This window comes from Helicobacter sp. T3_23-1059, assembly GCF_053654515.1.
In genome coordinates this window covers 1-25,245 of the sequence record NZ_JBSIUV010000009.1, presented here as the reverse complement: position 1 = coordinate 25,245, position 25,245 = coordinate 1, and the positions used below count along the sequence as shown (strand labels likewise).

19 protein-coding genes and 1 pseudogene are annotated in these 25,245 nt (G+C 38.5%); 8 read left to right on the top strand and 12 right to left on the bottom strand.

The features are described 5' to 3' along the window. Positions 1-44 precede the first annotated feature (44 nt). Entirely contained in the window at positions 45-362 is a 318-nt protein-coding gene (locus ACWIX0_RS04120) for a hypothetical protein (protein ID WP_454172191.1), read from the top strand. A gap of 77 nt (positions 363-439) precedes the next feature. Beyond that, positions 440-1,423, top strand: coding sequence for a hypothetical protein (locus ACWIX0_RS04115; RefSeq protein WP_454172189.1), 984 nt, complete (start codon positions 440-442; stop codon positions 1,421-1,423). Positions 1,424-1,447: 24 nt separating this feature from the next. On the opposite strand, the gene ACWIX0_RS04110 is transcribed toward ACWIX0_RS04115, so the two are convergent. Genes ACWIX0_RS04110 through ACWIX0_RS04095 form a run of 4 tightly spaced genes read right to left on the bottom strand, consistent with a single transcriptional unit; the run spans position 1,448 to position 5,856 of the window. Next, positions 1,448-2,581: a ChaN family lipoprotein gene (locus ACWIX0_RS04110; protein WP_454172187.1), complete on the bottom strand. Its 1,134-nt coding sequence runs from the start codon at positions 2,579-2,581 to the stop codon at positions 1,448-1,450. Positions 2,582-2,620: 39 nt separating this feature from the next. Then, positions 2,621-3,403 (bottom strand): energy transducer TonB family protein, encoded by a 783-nt coding sequence (locus tag ACWIX0_RS04105; protein ID WP_454172185.1) that lies wholly within the window; start codon positions 3,401-3,403, stop codon positions 2,621-2,623. Between the two features lie 45 nt (positions 3,404-3,448). Continuing rightward, positions 3,449-5,686, bottom strand: coding sequence for a TonB-dependent receptor domain-containing protein (locus ACWIX0_RS04100; RefSeq protein ID WP_454172243.1), 2,238 nt, complete (start codon positions 5,684-5,686; stop codon positions 3,449-3,451). Further along, on the bottom strand, positions 5,683-5,856 hold the full coding sequence (locus ACWIX0_RS04095; RefSeq protein ID WP_454172183.1) for a hypothetical protein: 174 nt from the start codon (positions 5,854-5,856) through the stop codon (positions 5,683-5,685). Before ACWIX0_RS04095 ends, ACWIX0_RS04100 begins: the two co-directional genes overlap by 4 nt. A gap of 362 nt (positions 5,857-6,218) precedes the next feature. On the opposite strand from ACWIX0_RS04095, the gene ACWIX0_RS04090 reads away from it, so the two are divergent. After that, on the top strand, positions 6,219-7,901 hold the full coding sequence (locus tag ACWIX0_RS04090; RefSeq protein ID WP_454172181.1) for a hypothetical protein: 1,683 nt from the start codon (positions 6,219-6,221) through the stop codon (positions 7,899-7,901). A 352-nt stretch (positions 7,902-8,253) separates the two neighbouring features. Here the strand turns inward: ACWIX0_RS04090 and ACWIX0_RS04085 are convergent, their stop codons facing one another. From ACWIX0_RS04085 to glyS, 6 genes are all read right to left on the bottom strand, one after another. Beyond that, positions 8,254-8,541: a DUF3240 family protein gene (locus ACWIX0_RS04085; protein WP_454172179.1), complete on the bottom strand. Its 288-nt coding sequence runs from the start codon at positions 8,539-8,541 to the stop codon at positions 8,254-8,256. 18 nt (positions 8,542-8,559) lie between these two features. Then, positions 8,560-11,622 (bottom strand): efflux RND transporter permease subunit, encoded by a 3,063-nt coding sequence (locus ACWIX0_RS04080; protein WP_454172177.1) that lies wholly within the window; start codon positions 11,620-11,622, stop codon positions 8,560-8,562. Further along, positions 11,622-13,193 (bottom strand): efflux RND transporter periplasmic adaptor subunit, encoded by a 1,572-nt coding sequence (locus ACWIX0_RS04075; RefSeq protein ID WP_454172176.1) that lies wholly within the window; start codon positions 13,191-13,193, stop codon positions 11,622-11,624. Before ACWIX0_RS04075 ends, ACWIX0_RS04080 begins: the two co-directional genes overlap by 1 nt. Before the next feature lie 34 nt (positions 13,194-13,227). Next, the gene (locus tag ACWIX0_RS04070; RefSeq protein ID WP_454172174.1) at positions 13,228-14,895 is read right to left on the bottom strand and encodes a TolC family protein; all 1,668 of its coding nucleotides are present in this window, start codon (positions 14,893-14,895) and stop codon (positions 13,228-13,230) included. A gap of 293 nt (positions 14,896-15,188) precedes the next feature. Beyond that, positions 15,189-17,030 (bottom strand): hypothetical protein, encoded by a 1,842-nt coding sequence (locus tag ACWIX0_RS04065; RefSeq protein ID WP_454172173.1) that lies wholly within the window; start codon positions 17,028-17,030, stop codon positions 15,189-15,191. A 97-nt stretch (positions 17,031-17,127) separates the two neighbouring features. Then, a complete protein-coding gene (gene glyS / locus ACWIX0_RS04060; RefSeq protein WP_454172172.1) occupies positions 17,128-19,296 on the bottom strand; it encodes a glycine--tRNA ligase subunit beta in 2,169 nt (722 codons plus the stop codon). A gap of 118 nt (positions 19,297-19,414) precedes the next feature. Between glyS and ACWIX0_RS04055 the strand changes: the two genes are divergently transcribed. The 5 genes and pseudogenes from ACWIX0_RS04055 to ACWIX0_RS04035 form a co-directional block, all read left to right on the top strand. Then, the gene (locus ACWIX0_RS04055) at positions 19,415-20,788 is read left to right on the top strand and encodes a hypothetical protein (protein WP_454172170.1); all 1,374 of its coding nucleotides are present in this window, start codon (positions 19,415-19,417) and stop codon (positions 20,786-20,788) included. Between the two features lie 177 nt (positions 20,789-20,965). Further along, the gene (gene fabG / locus ACWIX0_RS04050) at positions 20,966-21,709 is read left to right on the top strand and encodes a 3-oxoacyl-ACP reductase FabG (RefSeq protein ID WP_454172169.1); all 744 of its coding nucleotides are present in this window, start codon (positions 20,966-20,968) and stop codon (positions 21,707-21,709) included. Between the two features lie 73 nt (positions 21,710-21,782). Continuing rightward, positions 21,783-22,016, top strand: coding sequence for an acyl carrier protein (gene acpP / locus ACWIX0_RS04045; RefSeq protein WP_454172167.1), 234 nt, complete (start codon positions 21,783-21,785; stop codon positions 22,014-22,016). A gap of 393 nt (positions 22,017-22,409) precedes the next feature. Further along, on the top strand, positions 22,410-23,678 hold the full coding sequence (locus ACWIX0_RS04040; protein ID WP_454172165.1) for a beta-ketoacyl-ACP synthase II: 1,269 nt from the start codon (positions 22,410-22,412) through the stop codon (positions 23,676-23,678). A 33-nt stretch (positions 23,679-23,711) separates the two neighbouring features. Beyond that, positions 23,712-23,890, top strand: a pseudogene (locus ACWIX0_RS04035) (WxcM-like domain-containing protein); the annotation flags it as partial. A gap of 126 nt (positions 23,891-24,016) precedes the next feature. Here ACWIX0_RS04035 and ACWIX0_RS04030 read toward each other — a convergent pair. Together ACWIX0_RS04030 and ACWIX0_RS04025 are read right to left on the bottom strand one after the other, a co-directional pair. Then, positions 24,017-24,223 (bottom strand): hypothetical protein, encoded by a 207-nt coding sequence (locus ACWIX0_RS04030; RefSeq protein ID WP_454172164.1) that lies wholly within the window; start codon positions 24,221-24,223, stop codon positions 24,017-24,019. Between the two features lie 11 nt (positions 24,224-24,234). After that, complete coding sequence (locus ACWIX0_RS04025; protein ID WP_454172163.1) at positions 24,235-24,471, bottom strand: hypothetical protein; 237 nt, start codon at positions 24,469-24,471, stop codon at positions 24,235-24,237. Positions 24,472-25,245: the final 774 nt, after the last annotated feature.

Genomic DNA, 25,245 nt, shown 5'->3' with positions numbered 1-25,245 from the left:
ATAACCCACAAAACACACAAAAGCGCAGTCAAGGAAAGTGCAAAATGAAGCTTTTTATCAAAATCTTTATCGCATCATTTATCGCGGCTTGTTGGAATTGGATAGCACCAAATTCTGGCGATGTAACCGTTACGCTTTTTATCTTTGTGCTAGCGGTGCTGATGATGAATCCTGTGAAGTTTCAATCCCCTGAAAAACGGGAGGAATATATCCAAAAACTCCGCGAGAAAAAAGAACAAAAGCTAGCCATAGCACGCAAACAGCAAGAGGAAAAAGCGCGACTAAAAAAAGAAAAATTTGAGCGAGAAGAACAAGAGAAAAAAGAGCTAAAAGAAAGAGTCAAAAGCAACAGAGGATTTTAGATTTAAAGGAAAATACGCTAAAGCTAAATGCCAATCAAATCCCACAAAATCCAAAAACAACAACTAAAGGAACAGAAATGATGAGTTTTTTGCTACTGATAATCGCTGGAGTGGTGATATACTACCTCTACAATACTCTTGAAGAATACCTAAAAAATCCACATAAACCCACCACAAAACCAAAAGAAGCGCAAGAATACGAACCCCCAAAAGACAATCCCTACTCCCTCCCCACACCAAAAGACAAGCTAGCAAACTCGTATGCAGGTGCTAGTATCGGTATGCTAAATACCCTTTTGCAAGCAGGTATCAACCCAAGTGCAAAATCACCTAGCCTTTTGCAAACTATCCTTATCAATAATTTTATCAAACAGCTAAATTTGCAAGATTCCCAAGAAAATATGCTAAGAAATATGATAAAAGGTGTAGATTTTAGCACGCTAGAATCTAGCCAAAAAAATACAGCGCAAGATTCTTTAGATTCTAATAAGTCGCTAGATTTTAGTGTTACTATCGTTACTAGCGATTCAAAAGAGGGCGATTCTATACAAATAGATTTCCCCCAAGATGAAAAGCCGATCTCTGCCCTCGCACAAGTATTTTTAGACAATACTTATGGCGAGTATAAAAAAAGGCTACATTTTGTGGGATTTGCGCTAATGCTAGCGTGGAGCGACAAAGAATTAAGCGAAAAAGAACAAGATGTGATTTTAGATATTGCAGCGTTTTTGCAGCTAGAAAATGCCGAGTTTAACGAGCTATATGAGAGCTTTGAATTGCGCTTTGGGAATACAAAAGAGGAAAAAGAGTCAAATAAAAATGACAAAAGTCAAGCACCAAACAAGAAAGCAAAATCTAGTATAGATTCTAAAGAGCTACTTGATACATACACAAAAGATTTAGAAAATGAAGCAAAACAGAGCGAAATCTCATTGCAAATCGCATATCAAAACATAGCCCAAAAGCTATATGCAAAATCCCAAAAAAATGGCGAGCCACAAGCAGAGCTATTAGAAAAACTCCTCGTGCTTGATAGCGCGTATAGTGCCAAAAATGCCTAAGCAAAAGGCACATAAACACAAAATCTATCTAAACACTAAAATATAATCATAATGGCTTAGGATATTTTGCCTATGCTTTTTAGATTTTAGGTGTCTTTCTTTTTGCATTCCCACGCTTATTACTTTTTTTGCTCCTAGCGTATTTTGCGGGTTTGTTTCATTAGACGCCTTAAAATCTGCAATATGAAGCGGAATCCCAAATGTGTTTGCGATATGGTAATTACCCGCTAGCAAAATAGCAAAATGTGGCGAGTGAAAGAGTTTATCTGCCATTCGCCTATCTTTATATTGTTGGATTTCTGTGAGCTTTTTTAGTAGGCTTTCATCATTTGTTTTGTGAGATTTTGCGATGATTTTGCTAATTTTTTCTTTTGCGTCTTTGGTGGTGGATAGATTGCCCCTTAGCTCTTGCGCTCCTTTGTAAATCGTGCTTATTTCCTCTCTAGATAAGTTGCCAGCTATTATCTCAAAACTGCGCGAATAAAACACATACTCTAAAATCTCTTTATATTGCTTATAGTCCCACTTCCCCCAGCCAAGAGCGGTTTTTAGATGTTCTTTTTGGATTTTGTCTTTTTGATTGCTTGCCTCATCTATATGTTTAGCAGAATCACTTCCTAGCATTTCTAGCACGATAGATACGCGCTTATCACATTTTGGATTTTGTGCTAGCTCATTTTGAGACAAAAAACTCGCCTCTAATGCTTGAATAATCAGTAGTTGGGCTTTGTGGTGGGATTTTTCATCGTGCTTTTCGCCTAGCAGGAGTATGTCTGTTTTTGAAATAGTGTTTATAAAATCTGCAAATAAAAGATGCTCATTTGGATTTTGCGTAGAGATGATAGAAACGCGTAAGTTTGCAAAATTTGATTCTATGTTTTTTATCAAATCTTGTGGGCTAGCAAAATCTTTTTGATTAGCTAAATGTTGCGATGGATTTTGCGGGGTATTTTGCGTGTTAAATTCTATATTGCAAGGCGAGATTATGCGGTTCGCATTAGAGGCATTGTTGGCAAATCCTTTATGACAGCCTTGCGACAAAACACATAGACAAAAAAGACTTGCGACAACATATAGCGGTATTTTTTGGCAAAATGGTTTTTTTTGACAGGTTGGTATTTTTTGATGGGTTTGTTTTGCTTTATATAGCTTATACATTACTACTCCTTAATTATGATAATTTTTCGCGTATTATGCCTATTTTTTGTAATCTTTAAGCGAATATGCAAGCGGGAGAGAAAAAGTCAATGTATTGCCTTTAAGCATTTCTTTTGGAGGTTTAGGAAGCGGATTTGCCCTATCTATGAGGGCTAAAACTTCGCTATTTAGCGAATCAAAAGCACATTTTTGCTTTATTGCTTTTGATAGCACAAAGCCATTTTCATCGATTTGTATGCTTACTACGATAATACCCTCCTGCCCTCTTGCAAGGGCTAAGCTAGGATATTGCTTAAAGCGATTGATATGGGCTGCTAGCAAACCTTGATAGCTTGCTTTATCATTAGAATTAGCCCCCATAGCAGTGGTGGTTACTGTGCTATTTTGTGCTTCATTTGGTGCGCTAGCATAAGAATCTTTTTGCGTAGCGTTAGTCAAATCTTGTGATAGGGTAGATTGCGCACTTGCTTTGGTGTCATTATGCGTATTTTCTTTGTTATTTTTATCATTTTTTGGAATCTCTTTATGACTTTTTAGATGGGAGGTTGTTAGGATATTTTGGTCGGATTTTGGTTTTTTTGTCTTGATAGAATCTACCGATTTTGTCGCATTGATAGATACTTCTTGAAATTTACCAATGGGCAGTGTATAAAACATTGTTATAGAAGTGTTATTTTGGGCTAATGGCGCATCAGTCCCACTCTCAATCAAGCGAGTTTGCCTAGCTTCGTTTAGCAAAAATAGCGCAAACAAGCCAATATGTGCGCTAGATGATAATAAAAAGCCTACAAAGTTTCCTAAAATTGCTTTATGTTTTGACATTTTTTACTCTGCTTTTGTCCGCTATTATTTGGCTAGATTTTTGACTTAAAATTTAAGCTGAACGCTTGCAAGAAATGTCCTACCTCGCGCAGAATTATTAAACAAATAAATCGTATCGCCATTAGCATTATATCCGTATTGTCCGCTTGAATTATACGCATTTAGCGCATCTAGGTAGTTTTTATCTAGCAAGTTTTGGATTTCAAATTTTAGGCTAATGTAGGGCAAAGGTGCATAAGTCATATATAAATCCCAAATGGTAGGGATTTTTGGCAAATCTTGCAATGGTGGCGCAGTGTAGGTTTGGTTGCCCTCTTGCCCGACTAAATCACTATGGCTTGTGCTATCTGGCAATACACGCCTTGCTTTGCCTGTGTATTTGACAATGCTACCAATGATAAATGTTTGATTAAAAAATTTAGCCCCAAAATCAATGGTAGCATAATCTATCGGCAATACGCTATAACGCGAATATCCAAAACCTTGAAACTCCCCCATACTCGTGTAGCTAACGGGCTGGCTAGATTTTTGCCACGAATAACTTATGCGAGTAAAAAAATACTTGCTGTCATATTTTGTCTCTAGCTCAAAACCATAAAATGTCGCTAATTCCGTAGAATTTACAAACATTATCATATTATCCGTTGTGAAAAAAGCCTCGCTATAAATATAGTCTTTTACCCGCGTGTAATAACCTAAAATCTTGTATCCTAAGCTATCTTTTAGATTTTGTTTTTTAAAAATTACCCCCTCTTTGAAGCCATTAAAGCCACCTTGATAAGTCATAGCTTTTTCTGGTTTTAAAAATGGATTTACCGCATTGCCTGCGTTATTTGAAAAAAACATCTCTTGGACATTTGGTGCGCGAGAGCTAGCAGACACGCTTATAAATGGCATAAAATAATCGTGGATTTTTGCACTTACAGTGCCACTAGCGTTAAGATTAAATCCACCTTTTTTAATCGTGCTAGCATTCTTTGGAAAACAAGTGATATTTACCTCATCACAAGCCCCTCTATGCCCTATCAAATCCCATCTTAGCCCACTTAAGTTAAAATCTATCCCAAAGATTTTATAACTTAGATTATTATCCGCATACACGGTAAATAGATTTTGCAAGCCCTTAGGCTGAAATGGGATAGATTCTGCGCCTGCATAATCGCTTAGGGTTAAATTATGAGAATATTGATTGATTAAGTCATTTATGCCGAGCGTTAATGAATAATGTAGATTTTGGCTAAATGCAAACTCTAAGGTATTTTGGGCTTGGAGTGTGATAGCACTATTTTTAGAAGTCTTGCCCGCAATGGCACTTTGAGAATTAAAACTTGCATTGGGATTATATTTTTGCCTGCCATAATTATACGCAACAAGCACTGAAAAATTGACATAAGGGCTATGTGGCGTATATGCGTAGTCTAGCTGGTAGCTATCATTATCTATATTTCTACCTGCTAATGAATTAAGATATTTGCGATAAGAAAATAGGATTTTATGATTTTGGTTTGGCTCATAGCTTGATTTTAGCAAAATCCCTTGAGGCATTTGAGTAAGGGTGCTTGGATTAAATGGTGTTAGATTGTCCATCTCGCCATCACCATCTAAATCGTTATTTTGATCGCCTATTTTGCCTCCACCGCCGATGCGATAATTCTGCGTGATTTTTTTAAAACTATATCCTAGTAAAAAACCAAAATTATTAGATTGTTTTTTGGTTTTAAGCCCACCTGCAATCATTATGCTTGGTCCTACGCCATTGCTACCATAGGATATTTTGCTTAACGCACCAACGGCTATATTGCGATATGTGTGCTTCTCATCGGCTACATCTTCTATGCCTATGGTTTTAAAATTTGCACTACCCATTAGCGAATTACCACCGCTAGCCCCGCCCACACTACCACGCGAAACATCAACGCTAATCAAAAAACTAGAATCTATGGGCGCACCAAATGAACTTGTGCTTGTGCCATTCTCGCCATAATGCACGCTCGCATTATCACTCGAAGTGCCAAAAAAAGTTTGAGAGACGCCATCGATGCTGGTATTTACCCGTCCAAATCCTGTTGTGCCACGAATATTTACCGATACCGTGCCTTGTGATTGGTCAGTGTTTGTATATGTCCCTGCCATAGAGCGCACGACAGAATCAATGCTTTGCGTGCTATTTATGTATGCTTGGCTACTAGCCTTAGATTCTAAAAACGGCTTATTGCTGGGAGCGATTTTATTAGCAGATACATCAATGGTATCAAAAGTGATGTTATCTTGGGTTTCATTTATCCCCCCCCCCCCCCAATAGTGGCAGTAGTAGCATTCATAGAATCTACATTTGTTTTAGCATTAGCATTTATAACACTTATGCTTGAGAAAAATACCAAAATCAAAGCGATTTTATGTAAATTTATTTTTGCTAAAATTAGCGAAAAAAATCGTATTTTATTGCTTTGCATTTATTTACCTTTTTAATATTTGGAGTAACTTATGAGGCGATTTGGTGGCGAATTGTAAAATGTGAAAGTAAATATTTTAACAAAAATGCGTGTAATTCTTATAAGTTGCCAAAATAGAATCTATAATGATAAAAGATAGTAATGCCATAAAAGATAAAAACTTAAGATAAAATAGGCAAAAAGCATTAAGATTAGATTCTAGCTTGCGCGTAAAAAAGATAGCAACATAATCAAATCCAATCAAAAACGCAAAAACTACATTGAAATCGAGTATTTTAGATATAATCGCATTTTTATGATTTTTAGCACGATTATTTAGCGATAATCCCTGCCTATCAAAACAACAATAAAAAAGCGATAAAATGAAAATCTTTTATATATTTTTAGCAAGCGCAATTTTAAGCGGGTTTTTCTCTCTAGCAAATGCAGCGTGTGGCACGCCACGGCTAACCTGCACGGGCGCAAACAACACAGGGCATTGCATCATCACAGGCACAGGCTGGCTAACGCTAAATCAAAGTATGAATGCAGATTCCCTCACAATCGCCCAAGAGCCAAACGCAGATTGCTCACTTTTGCTATCTTTCCCGCAAGGTAGCAACAATACGATTAGCAACCTTATCATCGCTAGAAACGGAGGCACTAGCAATGGGGCGGCTCTAATTTTATCCTTGCTACGCACCGTCTCTGGTAGTCTAACTATCACAAATGTAACCTCTAATCTAGCAAACCCGCTAGGAGTTAGGCTAGATGCGGGGTTTAACCTAATAAATCAAGATGGCACAGGTGGCGTATCTGTAACCCTACCAAATGGACAAACTATCAACAAAGCTGGCAATCCCTCTATGAGTGGCTCAAATAATGGCAACACAGGAGGCAGTGTCAATATCCGTCCTAATGCCACGCCCGCACAAATCCAAAACGCAGCCATAGAATATCCCAAAGCCTTAAAAGAACAACTCGTTAGAGAATCCACAAACACAATGATTCTTTACAACATACTAAACAATTATGATGGGACATATATGAGCTATGATTATGGTTTATCTCATCAGTTTTCAATGGGTGCGTTTAACAACGGAGGATTTTTCCGCTACTATAATCAAAACTCAAATAATGGCTTTGATATAGGAGCAAAATCTAAACTAAGAGTTGCAAATAGATTTTATTTGCGAAGCGCGCTTTATTATAGTTATGTTGATTTTGGCAAGGCATTAGCTACAAAGTTTGCTACACATTCTATCATTGCAGGTATAGGATTATTAAAAGAGTTTGATTTTGCGATAGGTGGTAGTGGCAATGTATTTTTTGTGCTAAATCCTAGTGTAAATGCCTACTATGCCACTACACTAAAAGGAAAGTATATCCCTACTAATCATCTAGTATTTGGCAATATCGCCCTAGACACAGGACTAAAAATCAAAAAAACAAGCCTTTTGCTTCGAGGAAGCGCAGGAGGTGCATTTAACTCTCTAAAATCTATCAATGTCAATCTAGGCGATAATGCAAGCTATACAAATGCGACATTTTTTAATAATCAAATGTATTCTGCTAGCTTTGTGTTTAAGCAGGGCATAGGAAGTAAGTTTTACATAAATGCTGATATAGGAGCGGTATTTGTCGATAAAACCTTGCTAGATAAATCCTACCTCTTAAAAGCAGGAGTGCTTATAGGCTATGAGCTTGGAAAAGGATTTGACAATCAAAATCCTGCAACTTCTAGCACAAGACAATCTAGTAGGTATCAAAAGCTAAAAACAAAAAATACGCGCAACACTTCAAAAACAAATCCACGAGCAAGTAGCCTAAACCCTACCCAAAAAAACGCCACACAACAAAAAAATGCAAAATCTAAACAATCTAGCAAAGCCACAAATACACAAACAAAATCCCCAAAAGTAAATCTCCCAAAAGTCAAACAAACAAACCCAAAATCTAGCGCAAAATCTGCGACAAAACCCAATGCAAAACCTACCCCCACTAAAAAACCTGCCCTAAGAGAATCTACAAAATCCACAAAGGCAAAAAAAAGTAAAATAGTTTAAGTTTGTCGCAGGTAGGAAGCAAACATATAGAATCTAGCCTAAAAATCAACAACAAAATCTACTAAACAAATTTAACATATAGCATTTTTATCGACAAAATGTATTTTTGGGTGTATTTTTGGATTTTGCTATCATAAAGCCACTAAGACTAGTGCTTAGACTAGCTACTTGCTAAAATATTTCGCACCTATCAAAAACGCCACTGCTAGTATCACAACGACTATAAACATATCTTCATTTACGCCCATACTTATTTCCTACTTTTTATGATTTTGCTTTATTGGATTTTGCTTAGATTTTAGCTAGATTCTGGCTTGTTTTTGCGCGTTTGTGCCACTTGCTATAAACACCATTATGGCATTTCTTTGATATTGTCCATCAAATAGCACCGCACGCCCTCTCGCTGATATTCTTTATACATTGCGCGAGATAGCTCATCTGCGCTATCATAATCCACAAAAACCCTAAACACCCCATATTCTTTTCTCCCGCTTACTTGCTCGCGTGAAGTCTGCAAAAGCGTGCGCGAAGCGTATTTATCACATACGAAATAAAAAAAATCATTTAATCTACGCTCCAAAAGCATATCCACAATATCATCTTTTAGTCGCACTTCTGCATAGATTTCAAGCAAGCACATTTTAGCCCCTTTTGGATTTTACTTGATTTGGACTTTTTTTGCCACGATTCTAAACATAGCAGGCAAAAGTAGCAGTGTCAAAGCACTAGAGGTTACAAGCCCGCCTAGCACGACAATGGCAAGCGGTTTTTGCACCTCGCTACCCACTCCGCTTGACAAAAGCATAGGGATAAGCCCAAATGCTGCGATAAATGCCGTCATAAGTATGGGGCGAAGTCGCCTTTTTGCCCCGCGCACTACGGCTTCATCGACACTATATCCTTGATGGATTAGCTCTTTGAAATACCCTATCATCACCACGCCATTTAGCACTGCTATCCCAAAAAGCGTGATAAAGCCGATACTCGCTGGCACTGAAAAATACTCCCCTGATGCAAATAGCGAGATAAGCCCACCTGTGATAGCAAAAGGGATATTTAGCAAAATCATCAATGCCAAAGGCACGCTTTTAAAGGTAAAAAATAAGATAAAAAAGATTACCACGATACTAATGGGAATCACCACAGCAAATCTAGCATTTGCCCTTTGTTGGTTTTCAAACTGCCCACCATAAGTGATAAAGTAGTTTTCTGGCAATTTCACTTGAGAGGCGATTTTTGCCCTAGCCTCATCGACAAACCCTCCCAAATCCCTATTTTCTACATTGCTTCTCACCACACTCATACGGCGATTGTTTTCACGCACGATGGTTACAGGACCATCGACTTCTTTTATCTCTGCGATTGAGCTTACGGGGACTACATAGCCTTTTGATGAAAACATTTCTAATGCTTCTAGCTTTGTCATATCGCTAGCGATTTCTGGCTCTTGGCGGATAAGCACGGGAATCCTAGCCACACCCATAGGGATATAAGAAACCAAAATCCCATCTAAAGAGCTTTTCATAAATTTGGAAAACTCATCAATGCTTACGCCGACATTGCTCATAATGTGCTTCTCTGGCGTAATGTAGAGATAATTTACCCCTTCATTTAGCGTGGTAAAAACCTCGCTACTTCCGCGCACGCCTTGCAAAATCTCTTTGATTTGATTGCTTAGGGCATTTAGCGTAGGAATATCATCGCCAAAGATTTTGATAGCCAAATCCCCGCGCACACCCGTAAGCATTTCACTGATACGCATATCAATAGGCTGGGTAAAAGTAAAGCTAATGCCAACAAAAGATTCTAGTGAAGCGGCGATTTTTTTGATAAGCTCATCTTTGGTTTTGACTTGCCATTGCTCTTTTGGGATAAATGACATAAATACATCGGTTTGATTTATCCCGCCTAAATCAAGCCCTAACTCATCAGTCCCTGTGCGTGCGACAATGGTTTTTATCTCTGGGACAGATTCTTTGATAGCTTTTTCTATGCGGAGGATTAAATCGCGTGATTGTGGGATAGAAATAGATGGCGTAGTCTCTACCATAAGCACGATGTCGCCCTCATCTAATGTCGGCATAAACGCCCTCCCAATGAAAGGAAAAAGACTTAAAGATAGCACCAAAAATACAAGTGCGCTTGAAATGACAAGTTTAGATTTTGCTAGGCAAAAATTTAAGGCTGGCTCATAGATTTTATTGATATGTCGCATTAGCCAAGTTTCTTTATGCTCATCTTTGCTTTTTAGGACGATAGAGGCGATGACGGGAATCACGGTGATAGACAAAATAAGCGAGCCTAAAAGCGCGAAAACGATACTTTTGCCAAGCGGACCAAACATTTTCCCCTCGATGCCCTCCAATGTGAGAATCGGCACAAAAAATACGATGATGATGATAATCCCGCTAACCACAGAAACAGAGATTTCTTTGCAAGAGCGATACATCGCGTGTAGTTTAGTCGTGGTGGTGTTGCTACTTAGCTTTTCAAAGGCGTTTTCTACCATCACCACCGCAGAATCTACCAAAATCCCAATCGCAATAGCTAGCCCTCCTAAACTCATTAGATTTGCGCTCATTCCGCTTAGATTCATACAGATAAAAGCCACGCTAAGCGCGCAGGGCAAAATCACACTCACCGCGATTGCTGCACGCAAATCCCCCAAAAACAAAAAGAGCAAAATGATAATTAGCACAATGGCTTCAATCAGCACTTTTGTTACATTATTTACCGCTTTTTGCGTCAAATCGCTTCTATCATAAAAGACATTTAGGCTTACTCCCTCTGGCAAAAGTGGCTTTAGCTCTTCAAATTTTTTGTAAATCTCTACGATAGTATCGCGAGAATTTGCACCTTTTAGAGATAGCACCATTCCTTGCGTGGTTTCGCCTATGCCGTCTTTGGTTACAAAGCCAAGCCTAGTTAGCGAATCTGTCTGCACGGTGGCAAAATCCCCTATGCGCACAAAGCCAAATTTTGTTTGTATAGCAATCTCGGCGATTTCTTGCGGGCTTAGGGCTGCGTTTTGGACTTTGACTAGATAGACTTCCCCATCTCTATCTACGCGCCCTGCTCCGTCATTTTTGAGGCTTGCTTTTAGGGCATCTTCTAGCTCGGTTATAGTGATACCAAGTCGCGCCATATCGTTAAAATCTGGCATCACTACAAAGGCTTTTGCAAAGCCACCTAGAGAATTTACATCGGCTACGCCTTTGATTTTGCGCACTTCTGGGCGAATGGTAAAATCTAGTAATATGCGCTTTTCCATATCGCTGATATTACCCTCAATAGTAAACATAAACATATCTGAAAGTGGCGTTACGATAGGTGTTAATCGCACTTCTACGCCATCTGGCAAGCTATCTAGCGCGTTTGCTAGTCGTTCATTTGTCATTTGCCTCGCTAGATAAATATCTAGGCTATCATCAAAATCTAGCACGATATTAGCTATGGCGTATTTAGTCGTTGAACGCAGTATCTTTTGGCTAGGAAGCCCTTGTAGCTCTAGCTCTAAGGGGCGCACGACACGATTTTCTACTTCTTCAGGTGCCATACCCGGGGCTTTGACAGAGATTCTTACCTGCGTAGAGGATACATCTGGAAACGCATCAATAGGAATGCTTATAAAGCTATACCCACCAAATACAAGTAGCCCAAAGCCTAGTATAAGGATAATGATTCGCTGGATAAGGGAAAATTCTATGATTTTTGCTAGCATTATTGGCTTACCTCGCCTACATTGTTGATGATTCCTTTTAGGGCGATTAGCGCACCTGATGCGACTTGCTCATTGCCTCTTAATCCACTAGAATCAATGACAAAGGATTTGCTTCGCTTTTCTACGATTTTTACCACGCGAGGCATATAGCCCTCTTTTGTTTTGATGAAAACCAAATCATCTTTGCCATTTTTGATAATCGCATCGGAGGGGAGGGCAAAAGTGCCTTTTGGCTGTTTGCCCTCTATGTAAATATCTGCGACTTCGCCTACGCGAAACACGCCTTTTTGTAGTCTTGCAATGGCGGTTATAGAATTGTTTGTCTTATCTAGGACGACTGAAACGGTGGATATATCGCCTACATATTGCCCCTGCTCGCTATATACTTTTGAGCCCGGGACTACATAGTCTGAGATGGAGGCGGGGATTTTGATTCGCGCTAGCAAATCATTGCTTTTTGAGATTCTCACATAGGGGGTAAAAGCGGGGATTTTTTCTCCTGTGGTTTTTGGCGCGACAGACAAAATCCCACTAGAGCTAGCCACTACGCGAAATCCGCTTTTGCCCTTTGGTCGCTTAGGATCGATACCAAATAGTTTAAATGAGTTTTCTAGCTGACTAAATTTCAAAAACAGCTCACGGCTTGCTAGGTAGCTTGTTTGGTATTCTCTTTGTGAAATCACGCCTGATTCATATAGCCCTTTGTCTTTTTGGGCGACTTCTTGGGCTACGCGGTAGCGATTGCGTGCGTTTTCTAGCTCAAAATATGAGTTATTTAGCTCATTAGAATTTATCTCACAAATCTCATCGCCCTCATTGATTGCCTCCCCCTCACGCCTATAAATCGCCACCACCACGACATCAAAAGTAGAGCTTTGCGTAGCGGATTCTTTGTCATCAAAATCAATCAGTGCGTTAAAAGGCACGCCACGAGTAATGCTTGGATTTTGGATAGGAATGTCTTTTATGCCTAAACCTTGCGCTTGAGAGGGGGTTATTTTGACTTCGTTATATTTAGCGTTTTGCTGTTGCAACTCGTTTGCAGTGGGGAGGTTTTGGGCATAATGTTTTTGCGTAGAGGCATTTTGCGTAGTTGGTAGATTTTGACTTGGATTTTGGGCTAGATTTTGTGTGGGGCTTTGGAGGGCTTGTGGGATTAAAGAGGGCTGGTTATGTTGTGGAAAATCTTGCGATATAAAATCTTGGCTACTATCTTGCTTTGGTTGGTTTTGTAGAGAATCCACATTTGCATCAAAATTAGCATTAACATTTGCGTCAAAGCCATTTTCATAGTGGCTTTGTGGCATTTCTTGTGCGCTAGATTCGTTATTATTAGAATCTATTTGGGCATTTTGTTGGATATGTTGGCTTGCTACTTCATCGCTAGGATTATTAGCGCGATTGCTTGTGATGATAAACACGATTAAAAGCACTACTGCTAGCAAAATCACTATGCCTAGCAATGCTTGCTTTAGCCAAAATTTGTTTTCTAGCTGTTTTGGAAGCTGTGTTTTTATGTTTGATTTTAGTTTCTCTACTTTGTCAAATAATGTCTTAAAATCTTGCTTCATCATTACTCCTTATGTTCGTTTAGCTATTTGCTTTTTATTTTGTATCGTTGTCTAGCATTTCCCCTAGCGTCTCTTCTAGGAGGGATTGGATAGCTATGTATTCTAGCTTAGCATTTGCTAGAGTGATAAGGCTATCCATATATGCGTTTTGGTAGGTTAGGTATTCAAAAAGGCTTATTTTTTGGGCTTCATACGCGATTTTGCCCATTTCTACTAGCTCTTTTTTGTTTTGTATATTTTCTTTTTGTAGCTCGATATAGCTTTTTTTGTTCCCTAATTGTTCATAGTAGGATTCTAAGTTTAGGGATAGGTTTGTTTTTGTGATTTCGTTTTCTCTCAATGCACCGCTATGTAGGGCTAAAAACTTGCGTTTTAAGTGCATATTTTTAGTCGTTACAGGCAGTGGCACGCTTAGGCGAAACTGCACGCCATCACTTGAAGGGGAGTGTGCGACACCAGCACCTATTTCTATGGCGTCAAACCTCTCTCTGCTAACGATTTTGGCATTGGTTTTATAATCTTTTGCTTGCAAGTCTAAAATCTCTGTGTAGGGCGAGGATTTTAGGCTCTCTCTTGCGTGTGCAAAAGATAGCGTGGCATAGTCAAAATCTAGCCCCTTGACTACTATGTCTCTTTTTGGCGATAGGATTTGCTCTTCGATATGTTTGGCTATGTTTGCGCTATCTTGGGCTTTTTGGTAGTCATTATGTGCGTTTTGGATATTTGGGCTATCTAAATCCTGCTCGCTAGATTCTTGCGCGTTTTGGATATTTGCTTCTTGTGGATTTTGTGCGCCCTGCGTAGAGCTAGCAGAATCAATAATTTCCAAAACCTCTATCCCCAAAATCTGATGGAGCTGTCGTTGTAAATCTAGTAGTTGCGTTTGGGCTTGCATTTTTAGCAGTTTTGCATCTAAATAGGAATTGTTAAAGCTAATATAGTCTTTTTGGGACATACTGCCTGCTTTTACCCTAGCTTTTGCAATTTGGAGTTGGGACAAAAAGTTGCTCTCTCTGTGGATATAAATATGATATTTTTCTTTTGTGATAAGGTAGCTAAGGTAAAGTTGTTTAGCCGAGATAAAGGCTAGATTTTTGTAGAGATTGTAGGTTTTTTGATATTGGAGGGTTTGTAGGTTTAGGCTTTTGTGTAGCAGTGTTTGCACCCACGGGAGCTTTGGCTTTAGGATAAAAAGCGCGTTTATTTCTAGCTCTTTTTTGCCATAGCCATTTTTATTTTGCGTGCCTTCTATCTCGGTATAAGGGCTATCCCACGCATTATAAGCCTTTTGGGATTCTAGTAGGCTTACAAAAGCAGCTTTGCTTTTTACTAGGCTGATATTTCGCGCTTCCACAGACTCAAAAAACGCCTCTTTGGTAAGATCTTGTGTGATGTTTTGTGTGGATGGATTTTTTGTTTTGATTATGGATTTATAATCTAGCTTTGGTAGATTTGCTTTGCTAGATTTTGGAGTAGAAGTTTTTGTAGGTAGAGAATCTTGCTTTGCCTCTTTTGTTTCCTTTGCCTCTGCGAATGCGTAATCACAGGCAAAAAAACTTAAAAAACATAAAAAATATGGCAAAAACGCACAAAGCCCACAAGATTTTAGCCATATTTTTGGTGCAAAAAAATGCTTAAAAAACCTCACAAAAAATAATGTAGATTTGATAATGAGTGATAAAAAGTTTGCGTATTTTTTCACTTGTTGATTCCTTAAATTTATTGCCAAATCATCATAACACAGGTTTTAGATTTTAGCGATTTGCGCTACAAGCGCGGTATCTAGGCTAAATTTTGGATTCTACAACGATAAACTAACCATTTAGTAAATCGAATTTGAATCGATTTTAAACAGCTTTTTTTGCAACTTTTTGCTTTTTTTTAGGCTACAAATGCGCTCATTTACACACGCAAAAAAACCACAACTAAGCCTAAATAATATCAAAAGACAATCCTAATATATGCAAAAAATATACCAACAAACACCAACAAATGCTAAAACATATACCCTAGCCATAGTTTTGAAATCAGTGATTTAGACTCCGCGCTAGTTGAGCCTTTTGCCAACTCGTCCAAATACGCTATGGTAAAATGCAGATGAATATTTGCTAAGCTTAGCTCTAGCTCACCTACTGCTTGATTTGAAAAATGGCTATTTTGCAGTGAGCCATTTGGAAAAAACACGCTCCTACCATAGCCCACAAACCCTCCAAACTCTTTGACTACGCCTTTGCCCGCTCTGCGATAATCCACCCTTACATAGCCACTTTGCCCGCCCTCGCCATAAATGTAAGTGTTGTATTCTAGGGGGTTATTATCCGCATAGATGGGTAGCAAATCTGTCGCGCCATTTGTATCATTGCCTACATAGCCCACTGCAAGTGTTAGCCCTCCTAAATGCGCTCTGCCCTCTAAATGAAGCATTCCGCCATTTAGTTCGCCAAAACCATTTTTAAAGCTATTTTTTTTGTAGCATACTAGCCCTGCATTTTGCACTCTTTGTAGCAAATTTGGTGCAAAATTCCCACTGCCACATTGCTCTAAATTTAGCGCGTTATATTCCTCTTGCACCCCTGCGGTTACAAAATTTGCGTGAAGTAAAAAACTTAAATGAAAATTTTTTGCTAGTTGCTTTGAGGCAAAATCTACCTTTGCGCCCGCGACTGCATAGAGGCTATGGAGATAGTTTGCATAGATTCTAGCTTGCAAATCCTCACTTTCATAGTTTGCATCTGCATAAAAATTCATTTTTAAATCATAGCCCTGATATTTTTCATAAAGTCGTTTTATATGCCCATAAGCCGTGTTTTCACTAGGGTTTGCATAGCTTTGACGATAAAATCCACCAAAAGCGATTCTAACCCCGCGAATATGCCCATAGATTTCCCCTCCCTCCAAATAATCCCCTAGCCACTCATACCGCGCCCCATATCGCCCCAAACGGATTCCAAAAGTCTCGCTTTTATTCAAAATCCCCACATAAAGCCCTGCGATATGGGCTTTGTCGTTGGTTAAAAAAATATCTTTTGCTTCGTCATTGTTGATAAAAAGTGAGATGATTTCAGGCTGCTCTCTAAAGGCATTGTTTGAAGTGTTTTTGCGCCCTATATCGCCTAAATGCGCTAGGGCAGATAGAGTCCCGCCTAGATAGATTCCCCATAGCTTTGGCGTCTCAAAGGTAAATCGCCCAAAAATCGCGCTATACCCGCTCTCAAATCTATCGCCTAGCACGGTTTCTAAAGACTTTGAGCGGATATTTGCATAGGTGGTAAATGAAGAGATTTCGATATTTTCTAAGCGCAAAAATTTGCCTAGCTCAAAGTATGGCTGGGTTTGTTGGGTTTGGATTTTGCGCGCAGAATCCGTGTAGAAATTTGTCTCATAATCAGGTGCGGCATCAAAAGGCTTATATTCAAATTTGTTTGATTCTGCGCTTTGTCGGTAGGATTCTTTGATTCCAAATTGTGGTTTGTTTGGCTCTTTTTTGCGAGATTGGAGGATATTCCACGCTTTGTTGTTTTGTGGATTTTGTGCGGCGGGTGGTGCGGGATTTGGTGTAATATTTGGTTCTTGTTGCTCTGTATTTGATTGTAAATTTGACTCTGCAAAATCTATGTTTGATTTAGCGTTTAAGTCATTATTTAAATCCGTGTTTGATTGTGCTAAATCTAGCGAATCTTTGGTGCTAGATTCACTAGATTTGGAGCAAGATTCATCGTTAAAATCCATATTAGATTTTGGATTTGCAACTAAAGGCATAGCATATAATGCAAACGCACATATCAAAATAACGCATATTGCGCTATTTGTAGCGTTTTTTGATAGACTTGTTTGCATTTTTAAACTCCATTGCTTTTATCGCATTTTATCGCATCTGTGCGTTATTTTTGTGTGCTTTGCTAGATTTCTAAAAATAGCAAAATCTTAAATCGCCTTAAATTGCTAATTCTTTTAAATCCCCCACTTGCTTAAATTCGCTATAAATTCCAAAAATTAGTGCCTTGCGATTTGCGCGGATTTTGGGATTTTCATCATTTACAAGCACGGTATCAAAAAACTTTTCTAAAGGCGATTTTAGGCTAAAAAGTGCTTCTAGCAAATCTTTTGGATTTTGGTATTTTTCTTTTGATTTGCAAATATCCTCAAACGCGCTAAAAAGCTCCCTCTCTGCATTATGCGTAAAAAGGCTAGAATCTATGTTGCTTGCTTTTTGCTCATCTTGTGTGGTATTCGCGCTAGATTCTCCCATATCTTTTGTGATATTTGCCACGCGCTTAAATACTGCGATTAAGGCTTCTTTGTCATCTCTTTTTAGCAGTTCTTGGAGTGCTAGGGCATTATCTCTCATCGCTTGGATTTGCTTACTTTTGCCCTTTATGATACTTCTAAAAACCTGCGTGCTTATGCCAAAATCCTCCCTAAAAATCGATTCTAATCGCTCGATAAAAAACTCTTGCAACGCCACTAAATCAAACTCTTTGTAGCCACATTTTGTGTTTGCACACACAGCTTTAAAAATCTCGCTTAAAAAATCCAACGACAAACGAAAATCTAACAAATCATTTAATGCGATTTTTAAAATGACATTTGCAGCACGGCGCAAGCCAAATGGGTCTTTTGAGCCACTTGGGATTTTGCCTATGCTAAAAAGTGAAAAAAGACTATCGCATTTCGCGCTTATCGCGCTTATCGCGCTTATCTTGCTGTGGTAATTATACCCCGCTAATTGATACTGCTCTTTTATCGCTTCACAAATGCTAGAATCTAGCCCCGCTTGCCTTGCATAATACCCCCCCATAATGCCTTGCAATTCGGGGAATTCTCCCACCATTTCGCTAAGCAAATCTACCTTGCTAAGTCGCAATGCCAAATCCACATTTCTAGATTCAACCTCGCTTAATCCATAATATTTGCTTAAAAACGCGCCGATAGCCCGCTCTCTACGCGTTTTATCTAGCATACTGCCTAGATTATCCACAAATGCGATAGAATCTAGCGCATCTTCGCTCCCGCTATCACTAAAGGGCTTTTTTAAGTCATTATCATAAAAAAACTCCGCATCGCTAAGTCTTGCTTTTAGCACTTTTTCATTGCCCTTTATGATTGGCGTATAATCCTTTGTAAGCGAATTTGCAACGAAAATAAAGCTATTGCAAAGCCCTTTATTTGACTCATTATGTGCCACAAAGTAGCGTTGATTTTCCCTTGCTGAAGTTTGTATCACCTCTTTTGGCAAATCTAAAAATCTCTTTTCAAAACTCCCCAAAAGCGCGGTAGGATACTCTGTAATCGCCACAATCTCATCTAACAAATCCTCATCATCTTTGACTTTGATTTTCTCTTTTTTTTCAATCGCTTCAATTTGGGCTAAAATCCGCTTTTTTCGCTCATTTTCATCTAAAACTACGCCATTAGATTCTAGCTTTGCTAAATAATCATCAATCCCCTTTATCTCTACCCATTCAAAGCCTTTGTCGCGGTGCAATTTTGTCGCGCTAAGATAGCCCTGCCCAAAATGCAACACCTCGCTAAATCCACCAAAATTTTGACTAGAATCTAGCGGGTTTATGCGCTTGCCTCCTAGCAAAATCATAATATTTACAATCGGGCGGATAAAGCTAACCCCACCATTTTCTTTAGAATCCCCCCAACGCATTGATTTTCCAAAATTTAGACTTGCTAAAAACTCCCCTACAATCTTTGGCAAAATCTTGCAAGATTCTACGCCTTTAACTACTTGCTTTGCATATAGCACTTCTTTGCCATCTTTTGTGGCGATTTTCACTTCATTTTCGCTGATTTGTGCTTTTTTTAAAAAACTTTGCCCAGCATTGCTAAGCCCTTGATTTTTGCTAGCATTTGTATAGGCAATATGCAGTGGGGGACCAAAAAACTCTTTTATCTCTTCATCGGTGTGAGTGGGGAAAGAGCGAGAGAAAATCGCGATTCTGCGTGGGGTAAAATGTAGTTTAAAATCTGCTTTTAGCCTAGATTCTGCCATTTTGGCATTCCATTTGCTAGGGATATGTTGCCATTCTTTTAGAAAAGGCAGTGCGGGGAGCTCTTCGGTAAGAATTTCGATTAGTAGCTCTTGTGTTGGCATTGTGGATTCCTTAGGATTAAAAGTTGTATAAAATCGTAGCGCAAGTCAAATGCACAAATCAAATGCAGTTGCATAAAAATCGTAATTGTAGCAAATCAAATCAAAAAGGCTCTATTTTATGAACAAAAAAACTTCTTTGCAAAAACTATCAAAATCATCTCTAAATACACAAAATACGCATTTGCAAGATTTCGCTTATGCAGGGGCGATAGGGGCGATAAAAACAAAAGCAATAGCAAAAACAAGAGCAAGGGCAAAAAATAATAGCAATCTAAACAAAATCGCTAACAAGCCCAAAATCTTAACGCTTCTTTTTTACTCGCTTTTTGCGACATTTGGGATATTTGCGCTATGTATAAGCGAAGTGAGGGCAAATCATACAAAGCCAGAGCCTGCGACATTTCCACAATATGAATGCGTAGAGCCAAAAAAATTTAGCAAAATCCAACGGGATAATATCATCTATGCGTATAATTTTGGCGCACCTCACGGAATGGGCTACACGCTTGCAGCCATCGCGTGGCAAGAGAGCTGCGCAGGGGTGTATATGATGAATTTTTCAGATCCAAGTGCTGGGCTATATCACGCGCATATCCCTGTGGTGCTAAAGTATTACTCAAAGTATGAAGACAACGCCTTTACGCGCAATGTAATGGGGCAAATGCTAATAGATAATCGCCTCTTTGCTAGTCAAATCGCCCTTGATACTTTGCTGTATTGGCAAAAATATCACAAAGGCAATCACAAAAACACCATAAAATCCTATAACAAAGGCTTTAAATGGCAAAAAGATAAAGAAAATAACGCATTGGCAGAATCCTACTACAACAGCGTAAGCAAGAAAATGCGTGCGCTAGAGGGCTATATCCCGCGCTACTCAAGGGTAAAAAATCAAAGCCTTTTTGTCGAGCTAGAGGATAAAAATAAACAATTAGAGCAGACTTTTAAAACGCTTCAAAACGCTAAAAAAATAGAAAAAAAGCAAAATCCACAAAGTAAAGACACTACTAAAACCATCCCAAATACCCAAAATACGCCAAATATTTCGCAAAATAATGCACAAAATCAACATATTGATTCTAAACACAAAGCACAATCAACGCAAGATGCCACCAAAAATACCCCACAATCTAGCTCTACAAAATCTACAAACCCCCCCAAACAACCCTCTAGCAACGCAACTCCGCCACCACCACAAGAACAAAAAAAGATACCACCTATAAAGCCATTTATCGAGCCAAAAAAAGATACTCCAAAGCCAAAATTTGATAGCGATGATTTTATCGAGCTACCTATATCGCCTATTAAGTTTGAAGCGGATTCTAGCGACATACAACCTCAAACTAGGTTAGCAAATAATCAAAATACAAGCCCATCTAGCCCAAAATCTAGTCAAAATCTAGCGCAAAATCCACAAACTAAGCACGCCCAAAAGCTACAAAAACTAGATGAACTTTTTGATGACTTTAATCTAATCTTTGAGGGGAAATGAGGAAAAACGAGAAATAATTAGAAATAATTTTTTAAAACAAAAATTGCAAAAAATTATTTATTTTTAGCTAGCATTTTGTGTTTTAAAAAGTGTCTTAAAAATGGGTGCGCATAATTTTGCATTACGATAACAAAATCTATGCAAGCCTAAAATCTAAATCCAACAAAAAGGATAACAATGAAATTTAGCGGAAAAAATGTGCTTATCACAGGGGCATCGCGAAGTATCGGAGCGCAAATCGCTCGCACACTCGCAGGCTACGGGCTAAAAGTGTGGATAAACTATCGCAGTAAGCCAGAGATAGCAGACGCCCTAAAAAGCGAGATAGAATCTAGCGGAGGAAAAGCCGCTGTAATAGAATTTGATGTAACCAATGAAGAGGGCTTTATCGCGGGGCTAAATGCCATAGTGCAAAGCGATGGCGAGCTAAGCTATCTTGTGAATAATGCAGGAATCACCAATGACAAGCTAGCAATGCGAATGAAAACAGAGGAATTTATATCTGTGCTTGATGCAAACCTAAAATCTAGTTTTATCGGCTCGCGTGAGGCTCTAAAGCTAATGAGTAAGCAGAGATTTGGCGCGGTGGTAAATATCGCCTCAATCATCGGCGAGAGGGGCAATGCTGGGCAGACAAACTACGCCGCTAGCAAAGGAGGAATGATAGCGATGAGTAAAAGTTTTGCCTATGAGGGCGCACCTAGAAATGTGCGATTTAATTGCGTAACACCGGGATTTATCGCCACAGATATGACACAATCCCTAAGCGAAGAAGTCAAAGAGGCTTACAAAAAAAATATCCCTCTAGCTAGATTTGGAGAAAGTGCTGAAGTCGCTGAAGCAGTGGCGTTTTTGCTAAGTGATAGTGCTAGCTATATCACAGGCGAAGTGCTAAAAGTAAATGGTGGTTTATATATGTAATTTTGCTTTTTTGGCTTAAATTGTAAAAAAATTTTGCTAAAATAGCGCACTAACAAAACTTAAGGAGCATACAATGGCTTTATTTGACGAAGTAAAGGAACTAATCGTAAAGGAACTAAGTGTCGAGGCTGACAAAGTAACGCCTGAAGCAGAATTTACCAACGATTTAAACGCGGATTCTCTTGATGTTGTCGAGCTAATAATGGCTTTGGAAGAAAAATTTGGTGTAGAAATCCCTGATGAAGAGGCAAACAAAATCTCTAAAGTTGGCGATGTTGTTGCGTTTATCGAGGCAAACAAAAAATAACACAACTTTTTCTCTACCTTAATCTTAGCAAGAATCTTATAAGTAGTTTTTGCAAGCGGATTTTGCAAGTAGGTTTTGTGAGTAGATTTTGGTAGGCATTGCAAAGCGGATTTGTCGCTAGCTTCAAGCGATTTTGTCGCGTTGGGCTAGCGACTTTGGCAGTTTAAAATTGCGTTTAGAATATGATTTTTTAGGCGGTTTTTTCTTGCTTTTGGTTTTTGTGATTGCTTAATTTTTGTTGATTTTTTTGTTTGTGTAGTTTGCTAGTTGGCTAACTAACTAAGATATTCTGTGATTTTATTGTGTTTTTTGTATGACACAAATTGCTTAAAATGACAGAAAATCTTAGAAAATTTTGTATTAAGATTTTGCATTTAGATGTTAAGGAGCAGTATGAGACGCGTAGTCGTAACAGGCATTGGTATGATAAATGCCGTAGGTCTTGATAAAGCACAATCTTTTAGGGCTATCATTGACGGAAAGTGTGGCATAAGGCATATTACTAGCTTTGATGCGAGCGACTTTCCTGTGAAAATCGCAGCTGAAATAGAGGGATTTAACCCAGAAGAAGTCCTAGATCCTAGAGAAGTAAAAAAAGCAGATAGATTTATACAGCTAGCATTAAAAGCCTGCAAAGAAGCGATGAGTGATAGCGGGCTACTAAATAGCGAGGGGAAAATCGATGAAAGCCTTGCAGAGAGATTTGGTGTAAGCTCGGGGGCAGGCATAGGCGGGCTTGTAAATATCGAAAAAAATTCTGTTGCTTGCTTTGATAAAGGACCTAGACGAATTAGCGCGTTTTTTATCCCCTCCGCTCTTGTAAATATGCTAGGTGGTTTTACTTCTATCGAGTTTGGTATCAAAGGACCAAATCTAGCAAGCGTAACAGCCTGTGCGGCAGGCACTCACGCCATAAGCGAAGCTACAAAGACAATAATGCTAAATGGCGCAGATAGAATGCTAGTCATCGGCGCAGAATCCACTATCTGTCCTGTGGGAATCGGTGGTTTTGCCGCGATGAAAGCTCTAAGCGAGCGCAATGATGAACCAAAAAAAGCTTCTCGCCCATTTGATAAAGAGAGAAATGGATTTGTAATGGGAGAGGGGGCGGGCGCACTCGTGCTAGAAGAATACGAAGCTGCAAAAGCAAGGGGTGCAAATATTATCGCTGAAGTGGTGGGATTTGGCGAGAGTGGCGATGCAAACCATATCACTACCCCAGCCCCAGAGGGCGAGGGCGCATATCGTGCGATGAAAGCTGCAATCTCTATGGCAAACTCTTGGGCTAGCACAAATGGTAATGGCGAGATAAAAATCGGCTATGTCAATGCACACGGCACAAGCACCGCATATAATGATTTGTATGAAACAATGGCTTTAAAAAAGGTTTTTGGTGGCAAAGATAGCGTCCCACCTGTAAGCTCGACAAAAGGGCAAATAGGGCATTGTCTAGGTGGAGCAGGCGCGATAGAAGCCGTCATATCCATAATGGCGATGAATGAGGGAGTATTGCCCCCTACAATCAATCAAGAGAGCAAAGACCCACAATGCGATTTAGACTATATCCCAAATGTCGCAAGGCAAGCAAACATACAAGCGGTTATGAGCAATTCCTTTGGCTTTGGCGGGACAAATGGCGTAGTAATCTTTGCAAAAGTATAAATAGATTTTGTAGTCAAGGTAGATTTTGCAGATAAGCAAGTGTGGCTAAATCGACCCGATATAGGATTATACATAGGTAAAAATATGTGGCGTGAAATGAGACATTTTTCCTATGGGTGCAAGTTAAAATGGTGTTAGCGAGTGAATACTATGATGAAAAAGAATATATTAGGGATTATCAAACATTTTTAGAATCTATAAAATGTCAATAACCACATTTTACATCTCTAAAATACCCTATATAACGCTATTTAAGGACTTATTCACAATGCTACCATATATTACTATTTAAATACTATGCGACTGCTTTCAAAAAAAAATTTCACATTGTGAAATTTTTATTCTATTTCTATTTCTGTTAAGTCTTTCCCCGTAACTTCTTTCAATGTTTTTAAAGCTTCAAAATTTATTTGTAATTTATCAATTTTGTTCCCTTTTCTCATTATTTCAAGTAAAAAACCATAATAATCAATATAATTCAATAATTCTCCTGTTTTACAATCTTTCTTCTTTTTTACTTGTTTAATACAAAATTCATATACCATTTCATTTGCTTTTATTGCGTCTTTTTTGTGTATCCTTTATAATCTAACCTTAGTAGCTCTGGTGATTTATCATTTATTATTTCTATTATTGTCTCTTTAGAGTTTTTACATTTTTCATTGCATATTGTTTCAAATATTTCTTTTGAAGCATTACATAATACAAAATTAACCACACATAACGCCACTAACCCCGCTTGTAGCAATCTTTTTAACCCCGTTAATCCTTTTAATCCTATAAATCCTCGCATTTGTAATCCTTTCTAAAGTGAAATAAAATGTTATTTAAAAATCGTTTTTTTTTTTTTTTGTAGCATTCGCTTAAATATTTTTGTGAGGAGTTTATTTATGAATCTTACTCGTTTATTGCTAGTTGCTTTTTGTTTGTGTTGTTTATATGGCTGTAAAGAATTAGTTGAAACTGATGAAGTCAATCATACTGAAACGAATAATACTCGAGTATGCCACGGTAATATTGGTGTCCCTGAAACTGCTGAACAGCGTTGCGCTCGTTGTCCTTGGACTTGTCAAAAATAAAAACTCACACAATCCCCCCCCCTAAAATCCATTTTTTAGCTTTTAAGCATAGGAAAACACTTACTTAATCTCTTAAAAGCTAAAATAACCCCTTTTTGAAATATCCTCTTATTTTATCATAAACTATTTTTCTCTTACTAGAAGCAAAAACCCATTGAAATGTCCGCAAAAAACAATTAAACTAAAAGTAAGAATGCTAGCTTTGGGCTTGTCCCAAAATCGCATTTTGGTATTAGCTTAGATTTGCAAATTAGCGTTTTAATCCAAAATCGTATCTTTGCACATTCCGCAATTTGTGCTTCTTACACGCACAAAAGCACAAAACACATACCACCACACCCTTTGGATTTTTTAACTTGCATTTATTTTTTGATTTGCTTACTTTTTATAGATTTTAGGGTAGAATTATGGGATTAGGTTTTGCATTATGTATTTGGCTTTTATAGCGATTATTTAGCGATATAAGCGAAGAAGTAGCTAAATAAAAT

Coding starts and splice junctions, on each gene's coding strand:
- ACWIX0_RS04105 (WP_454172185.1), bottom strand. CDS start 3,403: ATGTCAAAACATAAAGCAATTTTAGGAAACTTTGTAGGCTTTTTATTA.
- ACWIX0_RS04065 (WP_454172173.1), bottom strand. CDS start 17,030: ATGCAAACAAGTCTATCAAAAAACGCTACAAATAGCGCAATATGCGTT.
- acpP (WP_454172167.1), top strand. CDS start 21,783: ATGGCTTTATTTGACGAAGTAAAGGAACTAATCGTAAAGGAACTAAGT.
- fabG (WP_454172169.1), top strand. CDS start 20,966: ATGAAATTTAGCGGAAAAAATGTGCTTATCACAGGGGCATCGCGAAGT.
- ACWIX0_RS04120 (WP_454172191.1), top strand. CDS start 45: ATGAAGCTTTTTATCAAAATCTTTATCGCATCATTTATCGCGGCTTGT.
- ACWIX0_RS04115 (WP_454172189.1), top strand. CDS start 440: ATGATGAGTTTTTTGCTACTGATAATCGCTGGAGTGGTGATATACTAC.
- ACWIX0_RS04090 (WP_454172181.1), top strand. CDS start 6,219: ATGAAAATCTTTTATATATTTTTAGCAAGCGCAATTTTAAGCGGGTTT.
- ACWIX0_RS04025 (WP_454172163.1), bottom strand. CDS start 24,471: ATGCGAGGATTTATAGGATTAAAAGGATTAACGGGGTTAAAAAGATTG.
- ACWIX0_RS04040 (WP_454172165.1), top strand. CDS start 22,410: ATGAGACGCGTAGTCGTAACAGGCATTGGTATGATAAATGCCGTAGGT.
- ACWIX0_RS04095 (WP_454172183.1), bottom strand. CDS start 5,856: ATGCAAAGCAATAAAATACGATTTTTTTCGCTAATTTTAGCAAAAATA.
- ACWIX0_RS04075 (WP_454172176.1), bottom strand. CDS start 13,193: ATGAAGCAAGATTTTAAGACATTATTTGACAAAGTAGAGAAACTAAAA.
- ACWIX0_RS04085 (WP_454172179.1), bottom strand. CDS start 8,541: ATGTGCTTGCTTGAAATCTATGCAGAAGTGCGACTAAAAGATGATATT.
- ACWIX0_RS04030 (WP_454172164.1), bottom strand. CDS start 24,223: ATGGTATATGAATTTTGTATTAAACAAGTAAAAAAGAAGAAAGATTGT.
- glyS (WP_454172172.1), bottom strand. CDS start 19,296: ATGCCAACACAAGAGCTACTAATCGAAATTCTTACCGAAGAGCTCCCC.
- ACWIX0_RS04080 (WP_454172177.1), bottom strand. CDS start 11,622: ATGCTAGCAAAAATCATAGAATTTTCCCTTATCCAGCGAATCATTATC.
- ACWIX0_RS04055 (WP_454172170.1), top strand. CDS start 19,415: ATGAACAAAAAAACTTCTTTGCAAAAACTATCAAAATCATCTCTAAAT.
- ACWIX0_RS04110 (WP_454172187.1), bottom strand. CDS start 2,581: ATGTATAAGCTATATAAAGCAAAACAAACCCATCAAAAAATACCAACC.